Genomic DNA, 24,124 nt, shown 5'->3' on the forward strand with positions numbered 1-24,124 from the left:
GCGGTAGTGACGGTGGATGCTATTGCCGCTGGGAGAGGCCGGACAAGAGTTCAGTCGCCTGGAGGCAACATGCGCAGATTGCGTCATGGGCGCATACTGGAGACCTGATGGAGCCTTCCCGCGCGACGACGCGTCGTCACCTGTCCACGAGTCCTTTCAAGCCCCGGGTGCCCGCCCCGATCAAGACCTTCGAAGAAGGTGACCGGGTGTCTCACGACAAAGAGGGCATGGGCACGATCAGTGCCGTCGAGGGCACCCACGCGGTGGTGGTCGACCTGGGCGGCGGCAAGCTGCTGCGGGTCCTCTCCCCGTTCGACAAACTGCACACGCTCTGACCCGTTAGGCCCGGGACCCCGACGTAGATCCTTAGGTGAGCCTAACCTAAGGGCGTGCGCGTTCGGGGGCCCGCGGCCTGATCCGTTCGTCCGTCCCCGGCGAGGAACGGTGGTTGGGTGGCGGGTTTTTGTGCCGGTGGCGTGATGCTTGGCGCCAGCGGTACGCGAACTTGCCATTGGCCGACCTGCAGGAGCCGACCCGGCGCAGTGCGCGATGATGGCGGTCGGCTACGGCAAGGGGAGACGGGCGTGAAGGTGTTCTTGTCTACTGACATGGAGGGGACGGCCGGCGTCGTCGACTGGAGTCAGTGTCGCGGGCCGGGGCAGGAGTACGAGTACTACCGCGGGCAGTTGCAGGCTGAGGTGAATGCTGCGATCGAAGGTGCGATGGCGGCGGGGGCGACGGAGTTCCTGGTCAACGACTCGCACTCGACGATGCAGAATCTGCGGCCGGACGGGTTGCTGGGGCAGGCGAGCTACTTGTCCGGCCGGCACAAGCCGCTGTACATGATGCAAGGGCTCGACGATTCCTTCGATGCGGCGTTCTTCGTCTCGTATCACGGGTCCGCGGGAGCCACGTCGTCCGTGCTGCATCACACGTACAACCCGCGGGCGATCGCCGAGGTGCGGCTGAACGGTGAGGTCACCGGCGAGGCCGGGATCAACGCGTTGGTGGCACTGGCGCACGGGGTGCCGGTGGTCCTGATCTCGGGTGATCAGGTGACGATCGACGAGGCACAGGCGTTCTGTCCGGGGATCGAGTCGGTGGTCGTCAAGGAGTCGGTCTCGCACAGTGCGGCGCTGTCCGTGCATCCCGAGGTGGCGCGCGAGCTGATCCGGGATGGCGCGGAGCGTGCGCTGGATCGACTGTCCGGCTTCGGTTTGCCCAGTATCACGCGGCCTGCCGAGTTGACGGTCCGGTTCCACCACCAAGCCTTCGCGGAGCTGGTCTGCGCGTTGCGGAACGTCGGGCGGCGCGGCGAGCGGGTCGTTGCTATCAGCAACGATGATCCGCTGGAGCTGTTCCGGAGCTTCATTGCCTTGGTGCTCTTGACGCGAGGGATCACCGACTAGCGATAGGGGTCGTTGTCGATCTCGGTCCGTACTACGGGAAGCGCGGCGCGCAGTTCGGGGATGCCGACCGAGCCGAGTGCCAGCCGGAGGGCGTGCGGCACCGTCGGAGTCGTGGCGAAGGGCTCGGCGGTGGAGACAGCGATGCGCTGGCCGGCCAGGGCCGCGGCGATCCGGTCGGGGCGGGCGTCTTGGGGGAGTGGGAGCCATACGAAGTACGAGGACGGATGACGTACCAGTGGCAACCCGGCCAGTACGTCGGCCGCGATGGATTGGCGGAGGCGGGCGTCGTCGCGCTTCTGGGTCTCGAGGCGTTCGACCGTACCGTCGGTCAGCCAGCGGGTGGCGATCGCCGCTGTGATGGCGGGCGTGTGCCAGGTGGTCGCCCGGATGGCGCGTTCGAGCGCCGGTACGAGCGCCGTGGGAGCGATGACGAAGCCGATCCGCAGACCGGGCGCGATGCTCTTCGACAGCCCTGAGACGTAGACCGTGAGGTCGGGCGCGAGTGTCGCCAGCGGCGGTGGCGAGTCGTCGGCGAGGTAGGCGTAGGAGGCGTCTTCGATGATCGTGACGTCGTACCGGGAGGCGATGGCGACCAGCTGAGCGCGCTGGGAAGCGTCGAGCACGCAGCCGAGCGGGTTGTGCATGGTCGGCATCGCATAGACGGCCCGGACGCGGCGTCGCCGGCACAATTGTTCGAGCGCGTCGAGGTCGGGCCCATCTCCGGTCACCGGCAAAGGCGCGAGCTCCAGCCCCAACGTGCGGGCGAGCACGATGAACCCGGGGTAGGTCAGCGCATCGACCGCGACCACATCGCCCGGCTGGAACAACGCCATCGCCGCCACTGTCAGACCGTGCTGAGCGCCGTTGACGATCAGCGCGCGCTCGCGGCCGACGTCGAGTCCCCGCCGCCGCAGATGGTGGGCAACCGCGGCTCGATCCTGTACCCGCCCGCGATGGGGCTGATAGCGCAGCAACGCTTCGAGATCGCCTGCGGTGGCGAGATCCCTGAGGGCTTGGCGCAAGAGGTCGGCCTGCCCGGGGATGGCGGGGTAGTTGAAGCTTAGGTCGATGGCGTCGACGGCGACCTCGCGCTGATCGACATCGTCGCCTGTGGCGGCCGCGAGATCCCGTACGAACGTGCCCCGGCCCTGCTCGGAGCTGACCAGGCCCATCGCCTCCAGTTCGGCGTACACGCGAGAAGCCGTCACCACCGCAATGCCCTCGTCTGCCGCCAGCCGGCGGTGAGTGGGTAGGCGATGCCCGGCCGGCCACCTGCCGTCGCGGATCTGCGCCGCCAGCGCATCGACGACGCCCTTGTACTTCGGGACTCTCACCCCCGCATTGTATGCAGGACAATTTCTGGATCGTCATGGATCGAGGCTCCTACCGTCGACCTCATGCACATCGCGATCCTGACCTTCGACGGCTACAACGAACTCGACTCCCTGATCGCCCTCGGCATCCTCAACCGGGTCAGCGAACCCGGCTGGCGGGTGTCGATCGCCGGCCCGGCGCCGCGCCTCCGCTCGATGAACGGCGTCACCATCGACGCCATGATCGACCTCGACGAGGCCTGCACCGCCGACGCCGTCATCATCGGCAGCGGCAGCAAGACCCGCGAGGTGGTCGAGAACCCCGCCATCATGACCACCCTCAGCCGCCTGAACCCCAATCGCCAACTCTTGGCAGCCCAATGCTCCGGCGCCCTGGTCCTGGCCAAACTCGGCCACCTGGCCGACGTACCAGCCTGCACCGACCTCACCACCAAGCCCTGGGTGATCGCCGCCGGCGTCGAATTCCTCAACCAACCCTTCTACGCCCGAGGCAACGTGGCCACAGCTGGCGGCTGCCTAGCCTCCACCTACCTAGCCACCTGGACCATCGCCCGCCTCCACACCCTCGAAGCCGCCAGGACCGCCATGCACTACGTCGCCCCGGTCGGCGAGAAGGACGAGTACGTCGAGCGTGCGCTGGCGAACGTGACTCCATACCTCGAACACCACGTGCTGCAGCAGGGCCTTGCTCTGGGGTGATCAGCTCTGGCCTTGGACTGCTTGGCGGCCGCACTCAGCGGTACGACGGCGCCGAGCGAGGATGCCAACCAGCGTTTCATGCTTTCCCCCTAGCCCTGATGCGATTGAGGATCCCTCCAGCGTCGGGCAAACGCCAGGGGTCGAGGTAGCGCCTGCTGGATCGGATGGCGGACGAAGTGCAGTGGGGTAGTGGACTTCGGCGAGAATCGAGGGCATGAGTACAACTGCGGAGGAGTCCTATCGGCTGCGGTACGGGGCGGGGTTCGAGGTGCCGGGGGAGTGGAGTGCGGTGCTCGAGCAGCAGCTGGCTCATCGGTCGGTACGGGGGTATCGGGCGGAGGCGGTCGGCGACGAGACGTTGGCGGCGCTGGTGGCGGCCGCGCAGTCGGCGCCTACGTCGGGGAATCTGCAGTTGTGGAGTGTGGTCGCGGTTCGGGATGACGGGCGGCGGGCGCGGCTCGCGGAGTTGGCGGGGGATCAGCAGTTCATTGTGGATGCGCCGTTGCTGCTCGTCTGGCTGGCGGATCTGGCCCGGGCTCGGCAGGTGACCACCGAGATCGGCTCGGCGACCGCGGAAGGGGCCGACTTCGTCGAGGCGGCGTTGCTGTCGTTCATCGACGTTGCGCTCGCGGCTCAGAATGCTTCGCTGGCGGCGGAGTCGCTGGGGCTGGGGACGGTGTTCGTCGGTGCGATCCGCAACCGGCCGCTCGAGGTCGCCGAGGAGCTGGGGCTGCCGCCGAATGTGTTCCCGGTCTTCGGGCTCACGGTTGGTCACCCGGAGCTGGGAAACGAGGCGGCGGTGAAGCCGCGGCTGCCGCAGCAGGCGGTGCTGCATCACGAGCAGTACGCGTTGGAGCCGCAGCTCGCCCATGTCGAGGCGTACGAGGAACTGCTCAACGCCTTCTACGCGACCGCCGGCCTCCCGGGCAGCTGGGTGAAACGGGTGGCCCACCGCTTCGGCAGCGTGGCCGGCCTCAAGGGCCGCGAACACCTCCGCGGCGCCCTCCGGACCCAGGGCTTCGAACTCCGCTGACCGGCGGCTCCACGCTGGGGTCAACAACTGTTCACCTTCGGGGGTAGTGACGTCACCGGAAGTTGGTGACAACGTGGTCAGGTAGTCCGTCACATTGTTCCGCCGCCACGGAGTCCGCTTGATGAAGAAGTCGTCCCCTGCTGTCCGCGCCCGGGGAATCGAGAAGTATTTCGGTGAGGTCGTCGCTCTCGACGGCATCGAACTGGAGGTCGAGCAGGGCCAGATCCACGGCTTGGCCGGCCCGAACGGCGCCGGCAAGACGACGCTCCTCGGCCTGCTGCTGGGACTGGCCGTCGCCGACAAGGGAAGTCTCCAGATCCTCGGTACGCCGGTAGGCCGGGCGCTCGCCGCCCCCGCCGGAGTCACCGGTTTCGTCGACGGCCCCGGCCTGTACCCGTCCCTCACCGCCCGGAAGAACCTCGCCGCGCTGGCCGAGCTCCAGGGCCGCAACGCTCGCACGGCCGGCATCGACGAGGCGCTCGCCGACGTCGGGCTGACCGACGTTGCGGACGACCGCGTCCGTGGCTTCTCGCTCGGTATGCGGCAGCGACTCGGCCTGGCCGCCGCGCTGCTCAGCAAGCCGCGGCTGCTGGTGCTCGACGAGCCGTCCAACGGCCTCGACCCGGCGGGCAAGCGGCACGTGCACGGCGTACTGACCCGGCTCGCGTCCGAGGGGACCGCGGTCGTCATGTCGAGCCATCGCATGGACGATCTCGAGACGCTGTGCTCCGAGGTCACCATCCTGTCGACCGGACGTGTCGTCTTCTCCGGGCCGCTGAGCAAGCTGGCCGCTGAGAACGGCGAGTTGGAGTACCGGCTGCTCACCTCCGACCCGGAGGCCGCTCGGAAGGTGGCAGGCGAGACGGCCGGCATCCGTACCGCCGACGCCGCCGGAGGAGTGGAGCAGGCGTGGTTCGTGGTGCGGGCGGAGGTACCGGCTCTCGACGGGCTGGTCGTCCGGCTCGTCCAGGCGGGGATCGCGATCCGCGAACTCGCTCCCGTGGTGTCACCCCTTGAAGCAGCCTTCCTGGCCCTGACCGACCAGGCCGCGACCGAGCAGCAGGAGAACTGATGACCGCGACCGTCGCCGACGTCGCCCCGGAACAAGCCCCGGCACCAACCGCAGCACCGGCCGCAGGTCGCGTGTCCGTGGCTCGTGGCTATCGCTTCGAACTGGTGAAGCTCGTTTCGCAATGGCGCGTGCGCTTGCTGGTGATCGCGTGCTGGATCGCCCCCGCCGTCTTCGTCGCCGCGGTGAGCCAGCAGGGCTCGCTTCCGGTCGACACGTTGTTCGGCCGCTGGATGCACGCGACCGCCTGGGCCGGTCCGCTCGTCACGCTCGGCTTCGCCGGTACCTGGGCCTTGCCCCTGTTGACCTCGATGATCGCCGGCGACGTGTTCGCCTCCGAGGACCGGCTCGGCACCTGGCGGCATCTGCTCGTCGCCGTCCGGTCACCCCGCCGGATCTTCGTCAGCAAGGCGCTGGCCAGCCTCACCGTCATCCTGATCCTGGTGGCCGGCCTCGTCGTCGGCAGCTCGGCCGGTGGACTCGTTGCGGTGGGCAACCAACCGCTGATCGGCCTCGACGGACACCTGCTGTCCTCGTCGGATGCGGCCGGCAAAGTCCTGCTCGCTTGGGTCTGCGTGCTCGCCCCGACCCTGGCACTCGCCGCCATCGGGCTGCTCGGATCGATCGCCCTCGGCCGGTCGCCGATGGGCCTGCTGGTACCGGCGATCGTCGCCCTGGTGATGCAGCTCGCGCAGATGCTGCCGATCCCGGTCGCCTTCCGGCTCGCCTTGCCCGGGTACGCGTTCATCGCTTGGAACGGCCTGTTCACCAGCCCGACGCAGGTCGGTCCACTGCTGATCGGCATCGTCGTCAGCCTGGTGTGGGCCGTGGTCGCGACAGCCCTGGCCTACCTGCTGTTCCTCAGACGCGACTTCACCAACCTCACCGATGACGGCTCCTCACGCCGAGCGATCTGGCTCGGGGTCCTGCCGTTGGCCGCTTTGCTCGGGATCACCACCGGCGCGATCGCGCCGGCGACGGGCGCGACCGGATCGGGCATCACCCAGGACAAGGTGCAGCAGTCGGTCGCCACCGCCTTCGCGCATCTGTACCGCATCCAGGCCAAGCAGCTGAACCGCGCCGACGTCACCGAAGAGCAGCTGAAGACGACGGCAGCCTGCACCAAGGGCGGCGGGCAGCTCGATGCCGAAGGACCAGGCAACGACTGGCGCTGCGTGGTGACCTGGCATCTGCCCGGCATCGAGGCCGCCGGCTCGGCCATCTACCAGCTCGACCTCACCCCGAACGGGCGCTACGTCGCTGACGGCGACGGACCGAAGGAAGTCAACGGCTACTTCCTGGTGCGGACGCCCGCCGGTGACCAGCCGAACCCACTCTGGCAGTTCGACGCCAATGTCGAACTGCTCACCACCCGCTAGAAGGGAAGCTCCATGCAAGTAACCCGCCGAAGGCGCGAGCAGCGAGGCCCCGGCCTCGCCGCTCGGCAAGTCGGCCGACGGATCTCACGGGTGACAGCGGGTACCACCGCTGTCGCCGTCGTGGCCGCCGGTACCGGCGTCGCCGTCGCCAAGACGGACATGTTCGGAACGGAACAGGTCGGCCAGGTCACCGAGAAGGGTCAGGTCGTCTCCAGCGACCAGTACATCAACCCGATCGGCGAGCGCCTGGTCATCAACAACGGCAAGATCATGTCGTCCGAGGTCAGCCCCGACGGCAAGCACGTCGCGGCCTCGATCACGGACGGCGGAATGGCGCTGGCCATCGTCGACCTGTCGACGTGGAAGGTGCAGCAGCTGATCGGCAACAACGCCGCGGCGAACCTGCGCATCCCCGGCAACGACATCGGCCAGGAAGGCCCGACGTACTCGCCCGACGGTTCGCAGCTCTGGCTGGGGCAGACCGACGGGTACCGCAAGTTCACGGTGAACCCGGACGGCAGCCTCGCCAACCCGACGTTCGTCTCGATCCCCGCGGACGGCGCGAAGCACGCGCTGGCCGCCGAGCCGGTGTTCTCGGCCGACGGATCGACCGTGTACGCCGCGGTGAACGGCCAGAACCGGGTGGTCGCGATCAACGCGGCGACCGGAGCCATCACCCAGAGCTGGGCCGTCGGCAACGCGCCGCGCGACCTGGTCAAGGTCGGCGACAAGCTGTACGTCAGCAACGAGGGTGGACGTCCCGCGTTGCCGGGTGAACCGACGATCAACTCGTACGGCACCCAGGTACTGGCATCGCAGGTGACCGCGGCCACCACCAGCGGCACGGTCAGCGTCATCAATCTCAACGCGCCGGGCGCGCCACCAGCGAGCATCGACGTGGGCCTCCACCCGACCGCGCTGTACGCCAAGGACGGCGCACTCTTCGTCACCAACACCGCGACCAACGACGTCTCGGTCATCGACACGGCCAAGGACAAGGTCGTCCAGACGATCGCCACCCAGCCGTGGCCCGAGGCGTCCGTGGGCTACGAGCCCGACGCGGTGACGTTGACCGACGACGGTCACCTGCTGGTGACACTGGGCCGCGCCAACGCGGTCGCCGTCTACAAGTACACGTCCGCGCAGGAGCCGGTCAGCTACATCGGCCTGCTTCCGACGGACTACTTCCCGGCGGAGATCACGACCGTCGGCGACGAGGTGCTGGTCTCCAACACTCGCGGTATCGACGCCCTCCGCCCGACGACGGCTGCCGGCCACGGTACGCACGACACGACCTCGAGCCTGCAGCGGTTCAAGCTGCCGGGTGACCGCGAGATCCGCAACGGCACGGACGCGGTCTTCGAGCAGAACGCCTGGACGAAGAGTTCGGTCCGCGTCGGCGAGGGCAACAAGAAGCCGGTACCGGTCCCGAACCGGCTCGGCGAACCGTCGACGATCAAGCACGTCTTCCTGATCGTCAAGGAGAACCGGACCTACGACCAGGTGTACGGCGACATCCCGGAGGGCAACGGCGATCCCGCGCTCGCGCAGTACGGCGAGAATGTGACGCCGAACCAGCACGCGCTGGCCAAGCAGTTCGGGCTGTACGACAACACCTACGACATCGGCACGAACTCCGCCGAGGGTCACAACTGGCTGATGCAGGCCGACAACCCGGAGTACACCGAATCCTCGGCCGGTGAGTACCTGCGCAGCTACGACACCGAGGACGACGCTCTCGGGCACCAGCGGACCGGGTTCATCTGGACCGGTGCGCAGGCGGCCGGCAAGACCGTGCGCAACTTCGGTGAGTTCCAGCAGTTCCTCACCAAGCCGGCCGGCGCGAGCTGGCAGAACCTGTACTGCGACACGAAGAACATGGCGTCGACCGGTGCCAAGACGGCGTACCCGCTGATCTCCTCGTCGCCGATCCCGTCGCTCAACGACGTGTCGGTGCCCGGCTTCCCGAAGTTCGACACCTCGGTGCCGGACATCTACCGCAACGAGATCTGGAAGCAGGACTTCGAGAAGAATGGTCCCGCGAATCTGAACATGTTCTGGCTGTCGAGCGACCACACCGGTGGCCCGCCGAACGGAGCCGCCCAGGTCGCGGACAACGACCTCGCGGTCGGCAAGATGGTCGACACCATCTCGCACAGCAAGTACTGGAAGGACTCGGCCATCTTCGTGGTCGAGGACGACTCGCAGGCGGGTCTCGACCACGTCGACGGGCACCGGGCGCCGATCCAGATCATCAGCCCGTACGCCCAGCGCGGCGTCGTCGACAACCGGTACTACACGCAGATCACGATGATCCGGACGATCGAGCAGATGCTCGGCATCCACCCGATGAACCAGAAGGACAGCGCGGCGAGCCCGATGACGGCGGCCTTCACCACGACGCCCGACTTCACCCCGTTCACCTACCTGCCCAACCGCACCTCGCTGACCGCGGGCCTCAGCGCCGCCAACCTGCCGTCGTGTGGCGCGGACGTTCCCGCGGCGCAGAACCCGGCCGTGGCGCCCGCACCCAAGGCGGCGGTTCCGGCCGACAAGCAGGAACTCGCGGCCAAGTGGGACACCTGGAAGTCGCAGCAGAAGCTGGCCGGTCCGGAGGCTCGGGCCGACTTCGCCAACCCTGCCCAGATGAACCACTTCGACTGGTACCAGGCGCACGAATGGTCCAAGCCGTACCCCGGTGAAGACCAGCTCTACGCCCCGGAGAACGTCCCGGGCGCAGCAATCCCAGCCACCGAGAACGACGGCTGATCCACCCCGCACGAACGAAGGGCCCCTGCTCCGGCAGGGGCTCTTCGCCTTTGTCCGGTGGTCGTGGCCGGCTCGCCTCAGCCGCCGAGGGTTTTGAGGAGGGTTCGGACGGCTTGCTTCTCGGCGTCGGGGTTCTTGGTCTCGCGGACCGAGGTGAAGACGGCGTCGTTCTGGCCGTCGATGAAACCCCAGGCCTTCTTGTCCAGCTTCTCGAGCTTGGGCTGGTCGTCGTCCCAGGCCTTCTCGTAGCTGTCGACGGCCGTGTTGAGGGCGGACTGGTCGTTCTTGGTCAGCGCGGTGTCCATGCCGGCGACCAGGGCGCGGAACTGGGCGACGTCCTCCTTGGGGAAGTTGGCTGTCGACTGGGCGGGGGTGAGGTTGGCGTTCGCCGCGGGGTTGGGGCCTTCCTTCTCCGCGGCGGCGTTGGTGTGGGGCTGGGCGGAGGCCCAGCTGAGCAGCGAGCCGGCCGCGATGGTCGCCACGGCCATGACGGCGATCAGGGGGAGTTCGCGGGCCGGGCGGTGGTACTTCGGCGTACGGGCGGCGCGGTGGCCCTCGATGACGTCGCTCTTGGTGAAGGTCAGGTAGACGACGGTCGCGAGGATCGCGCTGAGGAAGATGAGGCTGGTGACGAGCGTGCCGAGGCCGAGGCCCTGGTCGGGGATCTTCGGAGCGGCCAGCCAGTCGCCGAGGTTGGCGCCCAGGGGGCGGGTGAGGACGTAGATGAGCCAGAAGGCCAGAACTGGGTTGGCGCCGAGGCGCCAGCAAGCGGTGACGATGGCGATGAGGGCCAGGGGGAGCAGGACCGAGGTGCCGGGGCTCCAGCCGGTGAGTTCCAGGGTCCAGTCGCCGGTCGCGGTGCCGAGGGCGAAGGTGACGAGGACGGCGAGCCAGTAGAAGGCCTCGCGGGGGAGGGTGATGATGCTGTGGATGGAGAGGGTGCGTTCGCGGGCCCACCAGGTGCCGAAGACGGCGGCCAGGGCGACGGCGAAGACCGAGGAGCTGAGCCAGAGCGGTACGCCGAGTTGGTCGGTGAGGATGTCGGTGTAGAGGGTGCCGGTGACGCTGACCACCACGACGGTGAGCCAGTACGCGGCCGGCTTGTACTGCCTCGTGCTCAGTTGCCAGCCGAGGACGATCGCGAAGACCACGGTGAAGATGACCGCGGTCGCGACGAGCCCGACGCCGAGCTGCAGGTTGATCCAGTCGGCGAAGCTCTCACCGACCGTCGTACAGAGGATCTTGATCAGCCAGAACCAGATGGTTACCTCGGGCACCTTGTTCAGCAGTGCCCGCGGTACTGCTGAACGGGTTGCGGTATTGGTAGTCATGCCGGCCACCCTTGCGCGGATCACCTGCAGACAACCTGACTGCGATCGTCAGGCCGCCGGGAACCGTACTTCGACATGGCCGCGGCCGTCGGCGACCGCTCGCACGCCGAGACCCGTCGCGTTCGCGATCCGGCGTACCACCGCCAGGCCGAGGCCGTGACCGTCCGCGGTACTGTGCCCGGGCTCGAAGACGCGCTCGAGATCGTCCGGACGGAAACCCGGCCCGTCGTCCAGCACATGGACGAGGACGTGCTCGCCGCAGGTCTCCACCTGCACGGAGGCGGCCGTCCGGGCGTGCCGTACGGCGTTGTCCAGCAGAGGAGTCAGCACGGAGACGACGACATCGGCCGGCACCGCCACGTCGACCTCTGGAGCGCTGCCGAGGTACACGTCGTGGCGCTGGGTGGCGCCTCGCAGGGCCACCGTGAGCCGGCAGGTCTGGGCTTGGCGGTTACGAGAGCGAGCGGCGTCGAGGATCGTGCTCACGGCGGTGTCGAGGCGGTCCGCCTCGGTGCGGACGAGCTGCGGCTCGATCCGGGTGCTGGAGAGCTCGGCGAACTGGGCCTCGCCGCGGAGTACGGCGATCGGGGTGCGCAGTTCGTGGGCGATCTCGTCGGTCAGCCGGCGCTCGTCCGCGATCGTCTCCGAGACCCGGTCGAGGAGCCGGTCGAAGGTCCTCGCCAGCTCGCCGAACTCGTCGCGCGACTCCAGGCCGAAGCGCCTGGCCGGGTCGTGGTCACCCCATTCGTCGGCGAGGGCCGACATCCGCTGAACGACGCGCAAGGCACGGTTGACGCCGAGGTGCGCGATGAATCCCGCCAGCGCGACGGCGAGAGCGCCGAGGGCGAGCGACATCATCAGGCTGCGTTGTTCGGAGTGCTCGTACGGCGCGAGGTCGACGGTGACGACGACGGTGACCCGATGGCCCTGCACCGGGAGCGGTTCGGCGTACAGGAGGTACCGGCCGGTGACCCGGAACTCGTGACGGCCGGCCGCGCCGAGCAGGCTGACGGCATCGGTGGGATGCTCGGCCCCGTCGATGAGCCGGCCGTCCTCGTAGACCCAGGCGACCGTGTCGAAGGCGTCGCCGGTGCCCTCGACCAGCCGTACCTTCCCGTTGTGCACCTGGACGGTGCCGGCGACGGCCTCGACCCGGGTGCGGGCCAGAGTCCTGGTGTCGGCGTCGGCCGACCGGGTAAGCAGGACGTGGCTGAGCACCACGAAGACGGCGACGACCAGGGTCGCGGTCAGCACGGCCAGCGAGACGATCCGGCCGCGGAAGCCGGTCAGTCCCATCGATAGCCCACGCCGCGGACGGTCGCCACCCGGTCGGCGATCCCCAGCCGGTCGAGCTTCACCCGGAGCCGCCGCAGGTACGAGTCCAGGGTGTTCTCGCTCACCGAGGCGCCGTGCGGCCAGCCGGCGGCGACCAGCGAGTGCCGTCGGACGACCTCGCCGGGGACCGAGATCAGCCGTCCGAGCAGCCGGAACTCGGTCGGCGTCAGGGCCTCGCCTGCCGCGCCCCGGCGTACCTGGTGGCTGGTCGGGTCGAGCGCGACCTCGTCGACGGTCGTCGGGACCGTGACGCGGCGCAGCAGCGCGCGGATCCGGACCAGCAGTTCCGGCAGGTCGAAAGGCTTGGTGAGGTAGTCGTCGGCGCCGGCCTCGAACCCTCTGACCTTGTGGTGCATCCCGCCCAGCGCCGTCAGCAGCAGCACCGGCGCGTCGACGCCGCGCGCCCGCAATGCCAGACACACGTCCCGCCCGTCCGCGTCCGGCAGCCCGACATCGAGAATCACCAGTTGAGGAGCCGGATCCAGCCGGCCGAGGAACTCGGCCGCGGTCGCCGCGGTGACGACCGAATGCCCGTCGGCGACCAGTGCCCGCCGCAGCAGACCACGTAGCGCGCGATCGTCCTCGCACACTCCGATCCGAGCCACACCGGGACCGTACGCACCGCCGGCTGAGCGACACCTGAGAACGGTGTCAAGGCGCCACGGCGAGAACGACACCTACACGATGTAGGAGTTGGGGATATCTTAGGTTAGCCTTGGCTGGCTCAGGTGGGATCTTGCGTCGTCGAGTGGGGAGTGCCGCCATGCTTGCCAATTTTCTGATCGGTCTGCGGGAGGGGCTCGAGGCGTCCCTCGTGGTCAGCATCCTGGCCACCTTCCTGGTGAAGGCCGGCCATCGCGAGCGCCTGCGGCAGGTGTGGATCGGGGTGGCCGCGGCCGTCGGCGCGGCGGTGCTGGGCTGGGCGGTGCTGCAGTTCATCACCTCGCTGACCGCCCGGTCGTTCACGGCCAAGGAGACGATCGGCGGCGTGATGTCGATCATCTCGGTCGGCTTCGTCACCTGGATGATCTTCTGGATGCGCAAGGCGTCCCGCAGTATCGCCGGCGAGCTGCGCGAGCGACTCGGCCAGGCACTCGAGGTCGGACCGGGCGCGGTCGTCCTGCTGGCCTTCCTGGCGGTGTTCCGGGAAGGGATCGAGACCGCCTTCATCGTCTACGCCTCGGCGGCCACTGCCACCACCGGGGGACCGTTCGCCGGCGTCCTGCTCGGCCTGCTCGCCTCCGTCGCCGGCGGGATCGCGATCTACCGGGGCGCGGTCAAGGTCAACCTGGGCAAGTTCTTCCGCTGGACCGGCGCGCTGCTCGTCGTCGTTGCCGCCGGCATCCTCGCCTACGGTTTCCACGATCTGCAGGAGGCCGGCATCCTGCCCGGCCTGCGCACACTGGCCTTCGACATCTCCCACGTGATCCCGCCGGCCAGCTGGTACGGCGTACTGCTGAAAGGCATCTTCAACTTCAATCCGTCGCCCACTGTGGTCGAGGCGTGCGTCTGGCTCCTGTACCTGGCGCCGGTGCTGGTCCTGTACTTCCGCCCGCTGCAGTCTCGCCAGTCGGTCAGCCCGGCCCCGCGGTCGGCTGGCTAGGCTGCAGGTGTGACGGATCGAGGTGGACGGCGCGGCGCTGGTGAGCTCGAGGGCCAGGTGATGGCCGCGCTGTGGTCGGCAGAGCTGCCGTTGACCACCGCCGAGGTGCACGCGAAACTCGGCGACGAGCTCGCCTACAACACCGTGCAGACGATCCTCGCCCGACTGACAGCCAAGAGCCTTGTCCAGCGCGCCACCCGCGGCCGTGCCCACGTCTACTGGCCGACCAAGAACGAGGCCGCCTCGATCGCCGACCAGCTGCGCACGACGCTGAGCGGAGTACAGAACCGGGCACTGGTACTGCGGGAGTTCGCCGCCGGCCTGGACGACGACGAGGCGGAGACCCTGCAGCGTTGGCTGTCGGCGCGCTCCGAGGACAACTCATGAGGTTCTTCGTCTATCTCCCGTTGCTGCTCAGCCTGGTGGTCCCGCTGGTGACGACGAGAATGGCCCGCTGGTTGCCGCCCGACCTGGCCGCACGTACCGCCACTGCGGGCGCCGCGATCTCCGCCGTGGCCTACGCCGCCAGCCTGACGATGCTGTCCTTGACGCTCTTCGACGATCTGCCACCGCTGTCGGCCTTCGACCACCGCTCCGAGCTGCCAAGGCCGGTACCAGGCTGGCTGGCCGCGTTCGCTGCACTCGCACTGCTGGCGGGCGGCATCCGGGTCGTTGCCGACCTGGTCCGCCGTACATGGCTGAGGCGCGACTTGAGAGCGATGGGCGTCTCTCGAGCCGGCATCGCGGTCGCGGATGTGAGCGAGCCATTCGCGGTAGCTGTCCCCGGCCGGCCAGGACATGTACTCGTGACTTCGGGGATGCTGCGGCTCCTGGACGATCGGGAGCGTGGGGTGATGCTGGCTCATGAACGGTCGCACCTGCTCCGCCACCACCACCGTCTCGTCGCGATCACCGGTAGCGCGGCGGCGATGAACCCGCTGCTTGCCAGAGTGCCTGCGCTGGTGGCGTTTCTGGTCGAACGATGGGCCGATGAGGACGCGGCTGCCAGGACCGGTGACCGTCAGTTGGTCGCGAGGACCGTGGCGAAGGCGTCGCTGGCCGCCCGTGGACGGAACGCGCTGCCCGTGATGGGTCTGCACGGCTCGCGGGCGGTCGACAGGGTCGCCGCGATGACCGAGCCGAAGGGCCCGAAACGGTGGGGGAGCCTCGCCGGCATCGTGGCCTTGGCAATGGCGCAGGTGCTCGCCACCGGGCTGGCGGTCGCCGAGTTCGTCGCGGTCGCCGGCTCCTGGCTGGGACTGGTCAGCTGATGTGGGCACCGGCGCTCGTCCGCCGGTCCGGCGTCCGGGCGCGTTCGACCGCGGCCGCGCTGCTCGTCGTCGCCGCTGCGCTGGCGATCGGCGCCGCGGTGCTTCTGTTGTTGCTGCAGCGCACGCTGATCACGAGTGTGGTGGACCAGGCCCAGTCGCGGGCCTTTGACGTCGCGGGCCAGGTCTCGGAGGAAGGTGAGGCCGGGCTGGCCAAGGAGCTGATCGAGAACACGCGGGTGACCCAGCTGATCCAGGTGGTGAACGCGCAGGGCAAGGTGGTGGCGAGTTCTTCGCCGAAGGCCGCCGCCGAGCCGTTGACGCAGTCCCGGCCGCCGGTCGATCAGGCGGTCGAGGACGAGGTCGGGCGGATGCCGTTGCTCGACGACGACAGCCCGTACCTGATCGTTGCCCGCGGCACCGAGTTTCAGGGCGTCCGGTACACGGTGGTGGTCGCGTCGTCGGTGGAGACGCAGCGCGACACGGTGACGACCGTGACGACGTACCTGTTGATCGGGTTCCCGTTGCTGCTGGTGCTCGTCGGGGTCGCGACCTGGATGCTGGTCGGCCGGGCGCTGCGGCCGGTGGAGCGGATCCGGGCGCGGGTGCACGGGATCGGGGTCGGGCAGCTGGCCGATCGGGTGCCGGTGCCGGCGGCGGGCGATGAGATCGCCCGGCTGGCGGTGACGATGAACGAGATGCTCGATCGGTTGCAGTCGGGGCAGGAGACGCAGCGGCGGTTCGTCGCGGACGCCAGTCATGAGCTGCGGTCGCCGATCGCGAGTCTGATGGCGGCGCTGGACGTGGTCGAGGCGGACGAGACCGGTCAGTCGGCGCGGGAGTTGCACCAGGTGATGCAGGCGGAGACCGAGCGGATGCGGCGGCTGGTCGAGGACCTGTTGCTGCTCGCGAAGGCCGACGATACGGGCCTGCGGATCCAGCGGACCGATGTCGATCTGGACGACCTGGTAGGCATCGAGTTGCGCCGTTTGCGGGCCGCCAACGGCGTTGCGGTGGAAGCGGTGGTACCGCCGGTGCGAGTCAGCGGCGACGCGGCCAAGCTCAGTCAGGTACTGCGCAATCTCGCCGACAACGCGGTCCAGGCGGCTCACGGCAAGGTGCGATTCACCCTCTCCGAAGAGGCCGGTACCGCGACCGTGACCGTCGAGGACGACGGCGACGGCATCCCGCCGGAGGAGCGGTCGCGGGTGTTCGAGCGCTTCGTCCGGCTGGACGCGAGCCGGGCCCGGGGCAGCGGTGGGTCGGGACTCGGGCTGGCGATCGTCCGGGAAGTCGTACGGGGCCACGGCGGCACGGTCGAGGTGACTGAGTCGCCGCTGGGTGGTGCCCGGTTCGTCGTCAGGCTTCCCGTGGCCGGGTGAAGTAGGCCAGCAGCGAGACGAGTGCGAGCCACGTGACGGCGACCGTCCAGCCTGCGAGGACGTCCGTGGCCCAGTGGTACCCGAGATAGACGCGGCTCAGCCCGATGCCGATGCTCATCAGCCCTGCGGCGATTACGAGGGCCGCCTTTGCGCCGTACGAGCGCAGGCCGACCCACAGCAACGCGGCCAGCGTGACGAAGAAGACCGTCGAGTTGAGGGTATGGCCGGAGGGGAAGGCGAAGCCGGTGTCGACCGGGCCGAGGACGAAGGTGACGCCTGGGCGCTTGCGTTCGACGAGCGCTTTCAAGCCGGCGGTCAGCGCGGCCGATCCGGCCATGGCGAACAGCAGCAGGGCGGGCGCCCGCAGGCCGCGGGTCCATCTCCACAGGAGAAAGGCCGCGATCAGCATCAGCGTCACCAGGACCGGCACGTCGCCGACGAAGGTGAGGGAGCGGGCCAGGACGGTCAGCGCCGGGGTCCGGTCGGAGACGACGTCGGCGGTGAACCCGGGGTCGAGCGCGGCGAGGCCGTCCGATTCGGTCGCCGCGTCGGCCAGGCCGATCACTGCGATGGCGCCGGCCACCGCGATCGTGGCGCTCGCCACCGGTACGGCGTACCGGCGGGTGCTTGGTCTGGTGTCCGCCATGATGGTTGCCATCAGCCACCGTCCGGGTCGAGGCGGTAGCCCATGCCGCGGACCGTCTCGATCGCCCGGCGGCCGAAGGGGGCGTCGAGTTTGAGGCGGAGGTAGCGGATGTAGACCTCGACGACGTTGGGGTCGCCGTCGAAGGCTGGGTCCCAGACGCTCTCGAGGATCTCGCCCTTGCTGACGGTGTCGCCGCGGTGCCGCATCAGGAACTCGAGCAGGCCGTACTCGCGCGGGGTGAGGGTGACTTCGCGGCCGGCGCGCTCGACCCGACGGCGGGCCGGGTCGAGCGTGAGGTCGCCGGCCACCAGAACGACAGGGCGTTCAGGGCCGCCCCGCCGGATCAGGGCCCGCAGCCGGGCGACCAGTACCAGGAAGCTGAACGGTTTGGTCAGGTAGTCGTCGGCGCCGAGATCGAAGGCGTCGGTCTGGTCGTACTCGCCGTCCTTCGCGGTCAGCATCAGCACCGGCGTCCAGACGCCACGCTCGCGGAGCTGTTCGAGCACCTTGTAGCCGTTCACCCGGGGCAACATGATGTCGAGCACGATCACGTCGTAGTTGTGCTCGCTCGCGGCCCACAACCCGTCCTCGCCGTTGTGCACCACCTCGACCACGAACCCGGCGTCGCTGAGCCCCCGCCGAACCGTCTCGGCCAGCCGCTCCTCGTCCTCCACCATCAGCACCCGCATACCGCCAGTCTGTCCCCACCCCGCTGAGAATCAGCTGAGTGACGCGGGCTCAAGCGTCCCGGCGGCCGATCAGAACCACGGCGAGGGCAAGCGGGACGAGCACGTGGACGGCGCTGATCGCTCCGGCCGTGTGCCGGATGACGGCCGCCAGCCCTCGGCCGAGGAGCGTCAGCGCGACGAGATAGACACCTGCTCCGAGTACTGCGCGCTGCGCGGCGCCGTCGCTGAGTGAGACGTTGACGTGTGCGCTGCGCAATCCCTGCTGGGCGACGAGGAAGCTGACCAGGGACATCAGCTCACCGACCACCAGGGCGACGATCGTGAGCACGGCAGCTTTGGCGGCCAAGACGAGCCGGCGCCGGGGTTGCACGGTGAAGGTGGTCCTGATCTGGCCGGTCGTGTACTCCGGACTGATCGCGAGCACCTTCCGTTCCGGTCTGGTCAGCGCGGTCTGAGCGAGGCGAAGAGGTCGTCGGTCAAGGCGCCGGGGGAGCGGCCGTGTTCGACGAACCATTCGTGGCCGAGGGCTCGGCGGAAGAGCCACGGCGGGAGCTTGAGGAGGAGGGCGAGGGTGCGGGCGGTGTCGTCGGAGGTCGTCTGGCTGGCGTGGGCCTCGAAGGAGCGGCGCTTGGCATCGGCGTACTGGCGGACGTCGATGCGGTGGGTCAGGTACTCGCGGGCGGTGTAGGCGGTGGCGTAGTCGGCGGCGTGGATGTCGGGGAGGATGCCGGGGACTGCCTCGACGAGGCGGATCAGGCGGCGGATCAAGGTGCGGTCGATCGTTGCCTCCAGCACCAAAGGGGTGGCGGCCAGGCGGGCGGCGCGGAGGCCGGCGGTGTGGACCTGCTTGTGGTCGGGGTGGCCGTAGCCGCCGGCGGGGTCGTAGACGGTGAGGGCGTCGGCGTGTTCCTGGACCAGGAGGTCGGCGAGTGGGGCGGCTGCTTCGTCTGCGGGCAGAGCACTGAAGGTGCCGGGGCCGGGTGTCGACGAGCGGGACCAGCCGGAGTCGCGGAAGCCGAAGCGGACGACGCGGGCGCAGCCGAGGGCTTCGGCGGATCGGTCGAGTTCGTCGCGGCGGTGGGCGGCGAGATCTTCGCGGTACTTGGCTGAGGCCGCTCCGGCTTCCCCGTCGGTGGCGACCGCGAGCACCACGCGATGCCCCTCGGCGGCGAGGCGCGCGAGGGTGCCGCCCGTCAGTAACGCCTCGTCGTCGGGATGCGCGTGGAAGGACACCAGCGTGTAGGCCACCTCACCACCATGGCACGTGGTTGCCCACAGCCCGAACCGCTCTCAGCGCCCTCTCAGCGACCTGCTCCGACGATGAACGGACAACGCCCGTCCGTGGAACAGGATCGCGATGAGCACACCCCGGCGAACGATCACCTCGGTACTGACCGGCGCCCTGACGATCGCCCTGGTCGTCCTGCTGCCCCGTGCCGTCGGTACCAACTGGTCAACCGTCGGTACGCTCCTCGGCCACCTCTCGCTCCCGGCCATCGCCTTGCTGGCCGTCGTGTGGATCGCGGGTTTGTGGTCGCATTCGTTCGTCCTTGCCGCATCCCTGCCCGGCCTCACCAAACGCCGCGGCCTGACCCTCAGCCTCACCGGCAGCGCGGTGGCCAACGTCCTGCCGCTGGGAGGAGCCGCCGGTACGGGCCTGAACTTCGCGATGACCCGACGCTGGGGTTTCACCTCCGCAGCCTTCGCCGGCTTCCTCGCCGTCACCACCCTGATCAACGTCCTGGCCAAACTCGGCGTGATCGCCGTCGCACTGGCCCTGGCCCCGATCGTCAACGCCGCAACGGCATTGCCGATCGGACACACAAGCATCTTGCCGGTCGGCCGGGCCGGCGTTCTGCTGGTGCCGGTGCTCGTCGCGCTGGCCGGTGTCTTCTGGTTCCTCGCAAGCGAGCGCGCTGCGGCATCGGCGGGCCGCGTGCTGGACCGGGCCTTCAGCCGCGTACTGGGCCGTGTTTTGAGGCGCGTGCGGAGACGCGGTGACCTGGAGCGTTCGCTGCCGGCTCTCCGGACCTCCGTCCTTGACGTCTTTCGCGGGGGCTGGCGGCCGATGACCGGTGGGATGGTGGCCTATCTGCTGTTGCAGTTGGCGCTTCTGTGGTTGTGTTTCCGGCTCTTGGGGACCTCGCTGAGTCTGCCGGTGCTGATCACCGGGCTGGCGGTCGAGCGATTGCTGACGCTGATTCCGATCACGCCCGGCGGTGCTGGTGTCGTCGAAGTGGGCACGGTGGCGGCGCTGGTCGCGATGGGCGTCGATCCGGCCGCCGTGACGGCGGGGATCGTGTTGTTCCGCGGCTTCACGTACCTGCTGGAGATTCCGGTCGGGGGAGTGACGCTGGCCTGTTGGCTGCTCGTCAATCGCAAGCCGGCGGTGGCGGCGTGAGGATCGCACTCGTCAGCGATGTGTACCTGCCACGGCTGGGCGGGATCGAGTTGCACGTGCACGATCTCGCCGTCCAACTCCGGCAGGCGGGCCACGCCGTCACCGTCTTCACCGCGACCCCGGCCGACTCCCCGGCCACCGACGTACCGGTACTACGGCTGCCTTCGCTGGCCGGCGTACCGACGTCCATCGAGGCCCTCCGACTCGCGCTCGCTTCCGGCGAGTACGACCTCGTGCATGCGCACACCTCGTTCTTCTCACCACTCGCATGGAACGCGACCCGGCTCGCGGCCGAACTGGACCTGCCCGCTGTCATCACCCTCCACTCGCTGCCCGCACCCGACGGCGTGCTCCTTGCCTGGCTGCTCGCGCATGTCGATCGCGACTTCGGTCCCAGGGTGCGGTGGACAGCCGTCAGCGAGGCAGTGGCTCGTCGCCTGGGCAAGGTGCTCCCGCATCGGCCGATCGCCGTACTCCACAACGGCATCGACCCGGTGCCCTGGCGGCAATCTCCGGTGGCCGACCATCCGCTGACCGTCGTCAGCACGATGCGTCTCACCCAACGGAAACGGCCCGACGCACTCCTCAGAACTCTGCAGCAGATTCGTCACCGGGTACCCGCCGGGATCCCGCTGCGAGCGGTGATCATCGGTGCCGGTCCACGTGCGGCGGCCATCACCGGAGCAACCAGGCGTCGCGGCCTGGACTGGGTCGAGCTGCCCGGGCGGTTGACCCGCTTCGAGATCCAGCAGCTTTATCGGTCGGCCGATATCTACCTGGCTCCCGCCGAACTCGAGTCGTTCGGAGTAGCCGCTCTGGAGGCTCGGTGTGCTGGTCTGGCTGTCGTGGCGATGGCGTCGGGTGGTGTCGGTGAGTTTGTCCGCGACGGTGTCGAGGGGTTTCTGGTCGACAGTCACCAGGCGATGGCCGAGGTCACCGCCGGGCTGCTCACCGATGCACCACTGTTGCGGAAACTCCAAGCGCACAACAGATTCAGCGATCCGGTGATGACGTGGCCGACGGTGATCGATCAGCATGTCGCCTGTTACCGCGCTACTCAGCCTGCTCTCAGCGCCGGCTTCCTACCGTCGACGGCATGATGAATCTGCTCGACCCGCACAGCCTGCTCTCCCAGCTGGGTCCGTGGGCGGTGCTGCTGGTGATGTTCGCCGAGACAGGTCTGCTGATCGGGTTCTTCCTCCCCGGTGACTCGCTGCTCTTCACCGCCGGTCTGCTGACCACGACCGGCATCCATCTGAACCTGCCGCTGACGCTGGTCTTCGCGCCGCTCGGTGCGGTGCTCGGAGCCCAGGTCGGCTACCTGATCGGCCGCAGGTTCGGCCCGGCGATCGTCGAGCGACCGAGACTCATGCGGGCGGCCGAGCGGGCGAGAGAGCACTTGGAGTCGTACGGCGTCGGCCGGGCGGTCGTGCTGGCCCGGTTCATCCCTGGCGTCCGTACGGTGATGAACCCACTGGCCGGAACGTTGCGGATCGACGCCAAGGCCTTCACCCGCTGGCAGGTCGCGGGTGGTGTGGTGTGGACGGTCGGGCTCGTGCTGGCGGGTCATCTGCTCGGGTCGCAGATCCCGGGGGTCGACAAGTACCTGCTGCCGATCATCGCCGTCATCGTGATCGTCTCGCTCGTACCGGTCGGAATCGAGTTCCTCCGCCAACGCTCCCGGCCGACCGTATGACCGGCGAGGAAACCTCGCTGAGCGGCTGGGGACGCTCGGTGCACCGCCGAAGCATCGTCCGGAGACCTACGACGGACGGTGAGTTGGCCGAGGCGTTGAAGTCGGCCGGTCAGGTGACCGTTCGGGGAGCTGGTTGTAGTTATGGGGACGCTGCTCTGCCTGGGCAAGGCATCGTGCTGGACATGACCGCGCGCAACCGGGTGCTGTCGTTCGACGGGCTCAAAGGCGTTGTGGTGGTCGAAGCCGGTGTGACGCTGGGCGAGCTGATGGACCAGGTACTACCGCTGGGCTGGGCGTTGCCGGTCCTGCCCGGTACAGCACGGATCACCGTCGGGGGAGCGTTGGCGAGCGACGTCCACGGCAAGAACCATCCGGGTGCGGGGTCGTTCGGGCAGCACGTGCTCTGGTTGTCGCTGCTCGACACGGAGGGCATGGTCGTCGAGTTGTCGGCCGGCCAGGATCCCGATGGGTTCTGGGCCACGCTGGGTGGGATGGGACTGACCGGGGTCATCCTCAAGGCAGCCATCCAGCTCCAGCCCGTCGAGACGGGATGGGCCAGACAGCGTCGTCGCCGGACTCGTTCGCTCGACGAGACGATCGCAGTACTCCGTGAGCTCGCCGTCCGGCAGGAGACCGATCCCAACCTCCATGTGGTGGCGTGGCTCGACACCCACACCCCCGGCCCGAGGCTGGGTCGGGGAGTGATCGATGAATCGCAGCCGGCGCAGCTGACCGACCTGCCCCACGGTGTCCCGCCGGACCCGGAGCGTCGCCGATCCGTCAGTAGGCGGCCGGTGAGATCCCTACCGGGGCCAGGTGTCGTCTTCGGCCCGACGATCGCCGCGGCCTCCGTGGCCAGGTGGCGTTTCGCGAACACGAAGGATGGCCGGCTACTGCCCTTGATGTCAGCTCTCTGTCCGCTGGACCGGGCCGATGCGTGGCCCGCAGCCTTCGGACGGAATGGCGTGGTCCAGTACCAGTTCGCCATCCCGAGCGACGCCACCCCGGTACTACGCCGGGTACTGGCCTTCCTGATCGGCAGCCGGATGTCACCAGCTCTGACGACGCTCAAGAACCTCGGCTTCGGCACAGCCGGCTCCTTGTCGTTCCCACTCCACGGCTGGACCCTCGCGGCCGACCTGCCGGCGCGCTGGCTCCAGGATGGCCGCACCCTGCGCACGCTCGACGCGATGGTCGCCGAGGCAGGCGGCCGCGTCTACCTCGCCAAAGACTCCACCGTCGACCCTGACCTCATCCCGGACATGTATCCCAGACTCAAGACCTGGCAACGCACCCGAGACCGCCTCGACCCGGATCGGCGCTTCACCTCCGCGCTGGCCGAGCGATTGCACCTCCTGCCATGACGAGCACTGCCTTGCTGGTCGGAGGCTCCTCCGAGATCGGGATGGCCGTGCTGAAGGAGTTGCTCGGCCCACCACCACGCGATGTGGTGCTTGCGGGACGCCCCAGCGGTCAGCTCTGGCAGAACGCCGAAAAGCTCCGCGATCTCGGGTACCACGTAACCACAGCCCAGTACGACGCGACGCTGCAAGCCGGTGAGATCGACGGGCTGCTCGCACATCTGTCCGCCCATCATCCGGTCGGACTCGCCGTGGTCGCGGTCGGGTCGATGGCGACGGCGTCGTTCGAGGACGGGCTGGTGGTGAACGGGGTGGCCGTGGCGCTGCTCGTGCATGCGCTGGTGCAGCGGCTGAGCGACGCCCAGCTGGTGCTGCTGTCATCGGCGGCGGCTGCCCGGCCTCGACGGTCGATCATGGCCTATTCGCTGGGAAAGCAACTGGCCGACTCGACCGCGCTGATGCTCGCGCCTCAGGCCGCGGAGCGCGGCGTACGGGTGCTGGTGGTCCGGCCGGGATTCGTGACGACGCGGATGACCGATGGGTTGAAGCGGGCGCCACTGGCGACTACTGCGGAGAGGGTCGCGCAGCGCGTAGTACGGGCGTTGCAGGGACGGCGGGTGGTTGTCTGGGCGCCGGCGCCGATGGGCCTGATGGTGTGGTTGCTGGGCAGGTTGCCGCGGCGGATGCTGCCGGCCGAGCTGCGCTGATCGGCTCTCTCCG

24 protein-coding genes are annotated in these 24,124 nt (G+C 68.8%); 16 read left to right on the forward strand and 8 right to left on the reverse strand.

Going from position 1 to position 24,124, the window contains the following annotated elements; genetic code table 11:
- The first annotated feature begins 206 nt into the window (after window positions 1–206).
- Window positions 207–335 (forward strand): hypothetical protein, encoded by a 129-nt coding sequence (locus ABD768_RS31770; RefSeq protein WP_343965352.1) that lies wholly within the window; start codon window positions 207–209, stop codon window positions 333–335.
- A gap of 249 nt (window positions 336–584) precedes the next feature.
- Window positions 585–1,409: a M55 family metallopeptidase gene (locus tag ABD768_RS31775; protein WP_344846748.1), complete on the forward strand. Its 825-nt coding sequence runs from the start codon at window positions 585–587 to the stop codon at window positions 1,407–1,409.
- Here the strand turns inward: ABD768_RS31775 and ABD768_RS31780 are convergent.
- Complete coding sequence (locus tag ABD768_RS31780) at window positions 1,406–2,743, reverse strand: aminotransferase-like domain-containing protein (protein ID WP_344846750.1); 1,338 nt, start codon at window positions 2,741–2,743, stop codon at window positions 1,406–1,408. The two genes, ABD768_RS31775 and ABD768_RS31780, sit on opposite strands and share 4 nt — an antisense overlap.
- 63 nt (window positions 2,744–2,806) lie before the next feature.
- Here ABD768_RS31780 and ABD768_RS31785 point away from each other — a divergent pair, with 63 nt between their 5' ends.
- From ABD768_RS31785 to ABD768_RS31805, 5 genes are all read left to right on the forward strand, one after another.
- Entirely contained in the window at window positions 2,807–3,442 is a 636-nt protein-coding gene (locus tag ABD768_RS31785; protein ID WP_344846752.1) for a DJ-1/PfpI family protein, read from the forward strand.
- 214 nt (window positions 3,443–3,656) lie between these two features.
- Entirely contained in the window at window positions 3,657–4,475 is an 819-nt protein-coding gene (locus tag ABD768_RS31790; protein WP_344846754.1) for an NADPH-dependent oxidoreductase, read from the forward strand.
- 121 nt (window positions 4,476–4,596) lie between these two features.
- A complete protein-coding gene (locus ABD768_RS31795; RefSeq protein WP_344846756.1) occupies window positions 4,597–5,547 on the forward strand; it encodes an ABC transporter ATP-binding protein in 951 nt (316 codons plus the stop codon).
- Entirely contained in the window at window positions 5,547–6,923 is a 1,377-nt protein-coding gene (locus ABD768_RS31800; protein ID WP_344846758.1) for an ABC transporter permease, read from the forward strand. The genes ABD768_RS31795 and ABD768_RS31800 overlap by 1 nt, the downstream gene beginning before the upstream one ends.
- Window positions 6,924–7,013: 90 nt before the next feature.
- Window positions 7,014–9,692, forward strand: coding sequence for a bifunctional YncE family protein/alkaline phosphatase family protein (locus ABD768_RS31805; RefSeq protein ID WP_344846760.1), 2,679 nt, complete (start codon window positions 7,014–7,016; stop codon window positions 9,690–9,692).
- Between the two features lie 77 nt (window positions 9,693–9,769).
- Here the strand turns inward: ABD768_RS31805 and ABD768_RS31810 are convergent, their stop codons facing one another.
- Genes ABD768_RS31810 through ABD768_RS31820 form a run of 3 tightly spaced genes read right to left on the reverse strand, consistent with a single transcriptional unit; the run spans window position 9,770 to window position 12,963 of the window.
- Window positions 9,770–11,023 (reverse strand): COG4705 family protein, encoded by a 1,254-nt coding sequence (locus tag ABD768_RS31810; protein ID WP_344846762.1) that lies wholly within the window; start codon window positions 11,021–11,023, stop codon window positions 9,770–9,772.
- A gap of 48 nt (window positions 11,024–11,071) precedes the next feature.
- Window positions 11,072–12,319 carry an ATP-binding protein gene (locus ABD768_RS31815; RefSeq protein ID WP_344846764.1) on the reverse strand — a complete coding sequence of 416 codons (1,248 nt, stop codon included), beginning with the start codon at window positions 12,317–12,319 and terminating at the stop codon, window positions 11,072–11,074.
- Complete coding sequence (locus ABD768_RS31820) at window positions 12,310–12,963, reverse strand: response regulator transcription factor (protein ID WP_344846766.1); 654 nt, start codon at window positions 12,961–12,963, stop codon at window positions 12,310–12,312. The genes ABD768_RS31815 and ABD768_RS31820 overlap by 10 nt, the downstream gene beginning before the upstream one ends.
- Before the next feature lie 158 nt (window positions 12,964–13,121).
- Between ABD768_RS31820 and efeU the strand changes: the two genes are divergently transcribed.
- From efeU to ABD768_RS31840, 4 genes are read left to right on the forward strand one after another with little or no spacing between them, the layout of a single operon-like run.
- The gene (gene efeU, locus ABD768_RS31825; protein WP_344846768.1) at window positions 13,122–13,961 is read left to right on the forward strand and encodes an iron uptake transporter permease EfeU; all 840 of its coding nucleotides are present in this window, start codon (window positions 13,122–13,124) and stop codon (window positions 13,959–13,961) included.
- 9 nt (window positions 13,962–13,970) lie between these two features.
- A complete protein-coding gene (locus ABD768_RS31830) occupies window positions 13,971–14,348 on the forward strand; it encodes a BlaI/MecI/CopY family transcriptional regulator (RefSeq protein ID WP_344846770.1) in 378 nt (125 codons plus the stop codon).
- The gene (locus ABD768_RS31835) at window positions 14,345–15,232 is read left to right on the forward strand and encodes a M56 family metallopeptidase (protein WP_344846772.1); all 888 of its coding nucleotides are present in this window, start codon (window positions 14,345–14,347) and stop codon (window positions 15,230–15,232) included. Before ABD768_RS31830 ends, ABD768_RS31835 begins: the two co-directional genes overlap by 4 nt.
- Complete coding sequence (locus tag ABD768_RS31840) at window positions 15,232–16,611, forward strand: sensor histidine kinase (protein WP_344846774.1); 1,380 nt, start codon at window positions 15,232–15,234, stop codon at window positions 16,609–16,611. Before ABD768_RS31835 ends, ABD768_RS31840 begins: the two co-directional genes overlap by 1 nt.
- On the opposite strand, the gene ABD768_RS31845 is transcribed toward ABD768_RS31840, so the two are convergent.
- Genes ABD768_RS31845 through ABD768_RS31860 form a run of 4 tightly spaced genes read right to left on the reverse strand, consistent with a single transcriptional unit; the run spans window position 16,589 to window position 19,194 of the window.
- On the reverse strand, window positions 16,589–17,269 hold the full coding sequence (locus tag ABD768_RS31845; protein WP_344846776.1) for a phosphatase PAP2 family protein: 681 nt from the start codon (window positions 17,267–17,269) through the stop codon (window positions 16,589–16,591). The two genes, ABD768_RS31840 and ABD768_RS31845, sit on opposite strands and share 23 nt — an antisense overlap.
- Complete coding sequence (locus ABD768_RS31850; protein ID WP_343965330.1) at window positions 17,269–17,946, reverse strand: response regulator transcription factor; 678 nt, start codon at window positions 17,944–17,946, stop codon at window positions 17,269–17,271. Before ABD768_RS31850 ends, ABD768_RS31845 begins: the two co-directional genes overlap by 1 nt.
- A gap of 49 nt (window positions 17,947–17,995) precedes the next feature.
- Complete coding sequence (locus ABD768_RS31855) at window positions 17,996–18,370, reverse strand: hypothetical protein (protein ID WP_344846779.1); 375 nt, start codon at window positions 18,368–18,370, stop codon at window positions 17,996–17,998.
- A gap of 17 nt (window positions 18,371–18,387) precedes the next feature.
- Window positions 18,388–19,194, reverse strand: coding sequence for a PIG-L deacetylase family protein (locus tag ABD768_RS31860; RefSeq protein WP_344846781.1), 807 nt, complete (start codon window positions 19,192–19,194; stop codon window positions 18,388–18,390).
- A gap of 109 nt (window positions 19,195–19,303) precedes the next feature.
- Here ABD768_RS31860 and ABD768_RS31865 point away from each other — a divergent pair, with 109 nt between their 5' ends.
- The 5 genes from ABD768_RS31865 to ABD768_RS31885 are packed head-to-tail and all read left to right on the forward strand — an operon-like array spanning window position 19,304 to window position 24,111.
- On the forward strand, window positions 19,304–20,347 hold the full coding sequence (locus ABD768_RS31865) for a lysylphosphatidylglycerol synthase domain-containing protein (RefSeq protein WP_343965324.1): 1,044 nt from the start codon (window positions 19,304–19,306) through the stop codon (window positions 20,345–20,347).
- Complete coding sequence (locus ABD768_RS31870; RefSeq protein WP_344846783.1) at window positions 20,344–21,447, forward strand: glycosyltransferase family 4 protein; 1,104 nt, start codon at window positions 20,344–20,346, stop codon at window positions 21,445–21,447. The genes ABD768_RS31865 and ABD768_RS31870 overlap by 4 nt, the downstream gene beginning before the upstream one ends.
- Window positions 21,444–22,043 (forward strand): DedA family protein, encoded by a 600-nt coding sequence (locus ABD768_RS31875; protein WP_344846785.1) that lies wholly within the window; start codon window positions 21,444–21,446, stop codon window positions 22,041–22,043. Before ABD768_RS31870 ends, ABD768_RS31875 begins: the two co-directional genes overlap by 4 nt.
- A complete protein-coding gene (locus ABD768_RS31880) occupies window positions 22,040–23,407 on the forward strand; it encodes an FAD-binding oxidoreductase (RefSeq protein WP_344846787.1) in 1,368 nt (455 codons plus the stop codon). Before ABD768_RS31875 ends, ABD768_RS31880 begins: the two co-directional genes overlap by 4 nt.
- Window positions 23,404–24,111, forward strand: coding sequence for an SDR family NAD(P)-dependent oxidoreductase (locus ABD768_RS31885; protein ID WP_344846788.1), 708 nt, complete (start codon window positions 23,404–23,406; stop codon window positions 24,109–24,111). The genes ABD768_RS31880 and ABD768_RS31885 overlap by 4 nt, the downstream gene beginning before the upstream one ends.
- Window positions 24,112–24,124: the final 13 nt, after the last annotated feature.

The sequence above is a fragment of the Kribbella ginsengisoli genome (assembly GCF_039537185.1).
In the GTDB taxonomy this organism is placed as follows: Bacteria; Actinomycetota; Actinomycetes; order Propionibacteriales; family Kribbellaceae; genus Kribbella; species Kribbella koreensis.

What these genes read in the sequence shown, in the direction of transcription:
- ABD768_RS31795 (WP_344846756.1), top strand. Translation starts at nt 4,597, where the DNA reads ATGAAGAAGTCGTCCCCTGCTGTCCGCGCCCGGGGAATCGAGAAGTAT.
- ABD768_RS31875 (WP_344846785.1), top strand. Translation starts at nt 21,444, where the DNA reads ATGATGAATCTGCTCGACCCGCACAGCCTGCTCTCCCAGCTGGGTCCG.
- ABD768_RS31865 (WP_343965324.1), top strand. Translation starts at nt 19,304, where the DNA reads ATGAGCACACCCCGGCGAACGATCACCTCGGTACTGACCGGCGCCCTG.
- ABD768_RS31785 (WP_344846752.1), top strand. Translation starts at nt 2,807, where the DNA reads ATGCACATCGCGATCCTGACCTTCGACGGCTACAACGAACTCGACTCC.
- ABD768_RS31840 (WP_344846774.1), top strand. Translation starts at nt 15,232, where the DNA reads ATGTGGGCACCGGCGCTCGTCCGCCGGTCCGGCGTCCGGGCGCGTTCG.
- ABD768_RS31885 (WP_344846788.1), top strand. Translation starts at nt 23,404, where the DNA reads ATGACGAGCACTGCCTTGCTGGTCGGAGGCTCCTCCGAGATCGGGATG.
- efeU (WP_344846768.1), top strand. Translation starts at nt 13,122, where the DNA reads ATGCTTGCCAATTTTCTGATCGGTCTGCGGGAGGGGCTCGAGGCGTCC.
- ABD768_RS31810 (WP_344846762.1), bottom strand. Translation starts at nt 11,023, where the DNA reads ATGACTACCAATACCGCAACCCGTTCAGCAGTACCGCGGGCACTGCTG.
- ABD768_RS31790 (WP_344846754.1), top strand. Translation starts at nt 3,657, where the DNA reads ATGAGTACAACTGCGGAGGAGTCCTATCGGCTGCGGTACGGGGCGGGG.
- ABD768_RS31845 (WP_344846776.1), bottom strand. Translation starts at nt 17,269, where the DNA reads ATGGCAACCATCATGGCGGACACCAGACCAAGCACCCGCCGGTACGCC.
- ABD768_RS31850 (WP_343965330.1), bottom strand. Translation starts at nt 17,946, where the DNA reads ATGCGGGTGCTGATGGTGGAGGACGAGGAGCGGCTGGCCGAGACGGTT.
- ABD768_RS31800 (WP_344846758.1), top strand. Translation starts at nt 5,547, where the DNA reads ATGACCGCGACCGTCGCCGACGTCGCCCCGGAACAAGCCCCGGCACCA.
- ABD768_RS31815 (WP_344846764.1), bottom strand. Translation starts at nt 12,319, where the DNA reads ATGGGACTGACCGGCTTCCGCGGCCGGATCGTCTCGCTGGCCGTGCTG.
- ABD768_RS31835 (WP_344846772.1), top strand. Translation starts at nt 14,345, where the DNA reads ATGAGGTTCTTCGTCTATCTCCCGTTGCTGCTCAGCCTGGTGGTCCCG.
- ABD768_RS31880 (WP_344846787.1), top strand. Translation starts at nt 22,040, where the DNA reads ATGACCGGCGAGGAAACCTCGCTGAGCGGCTGGGGACGCTCGGTGCAC.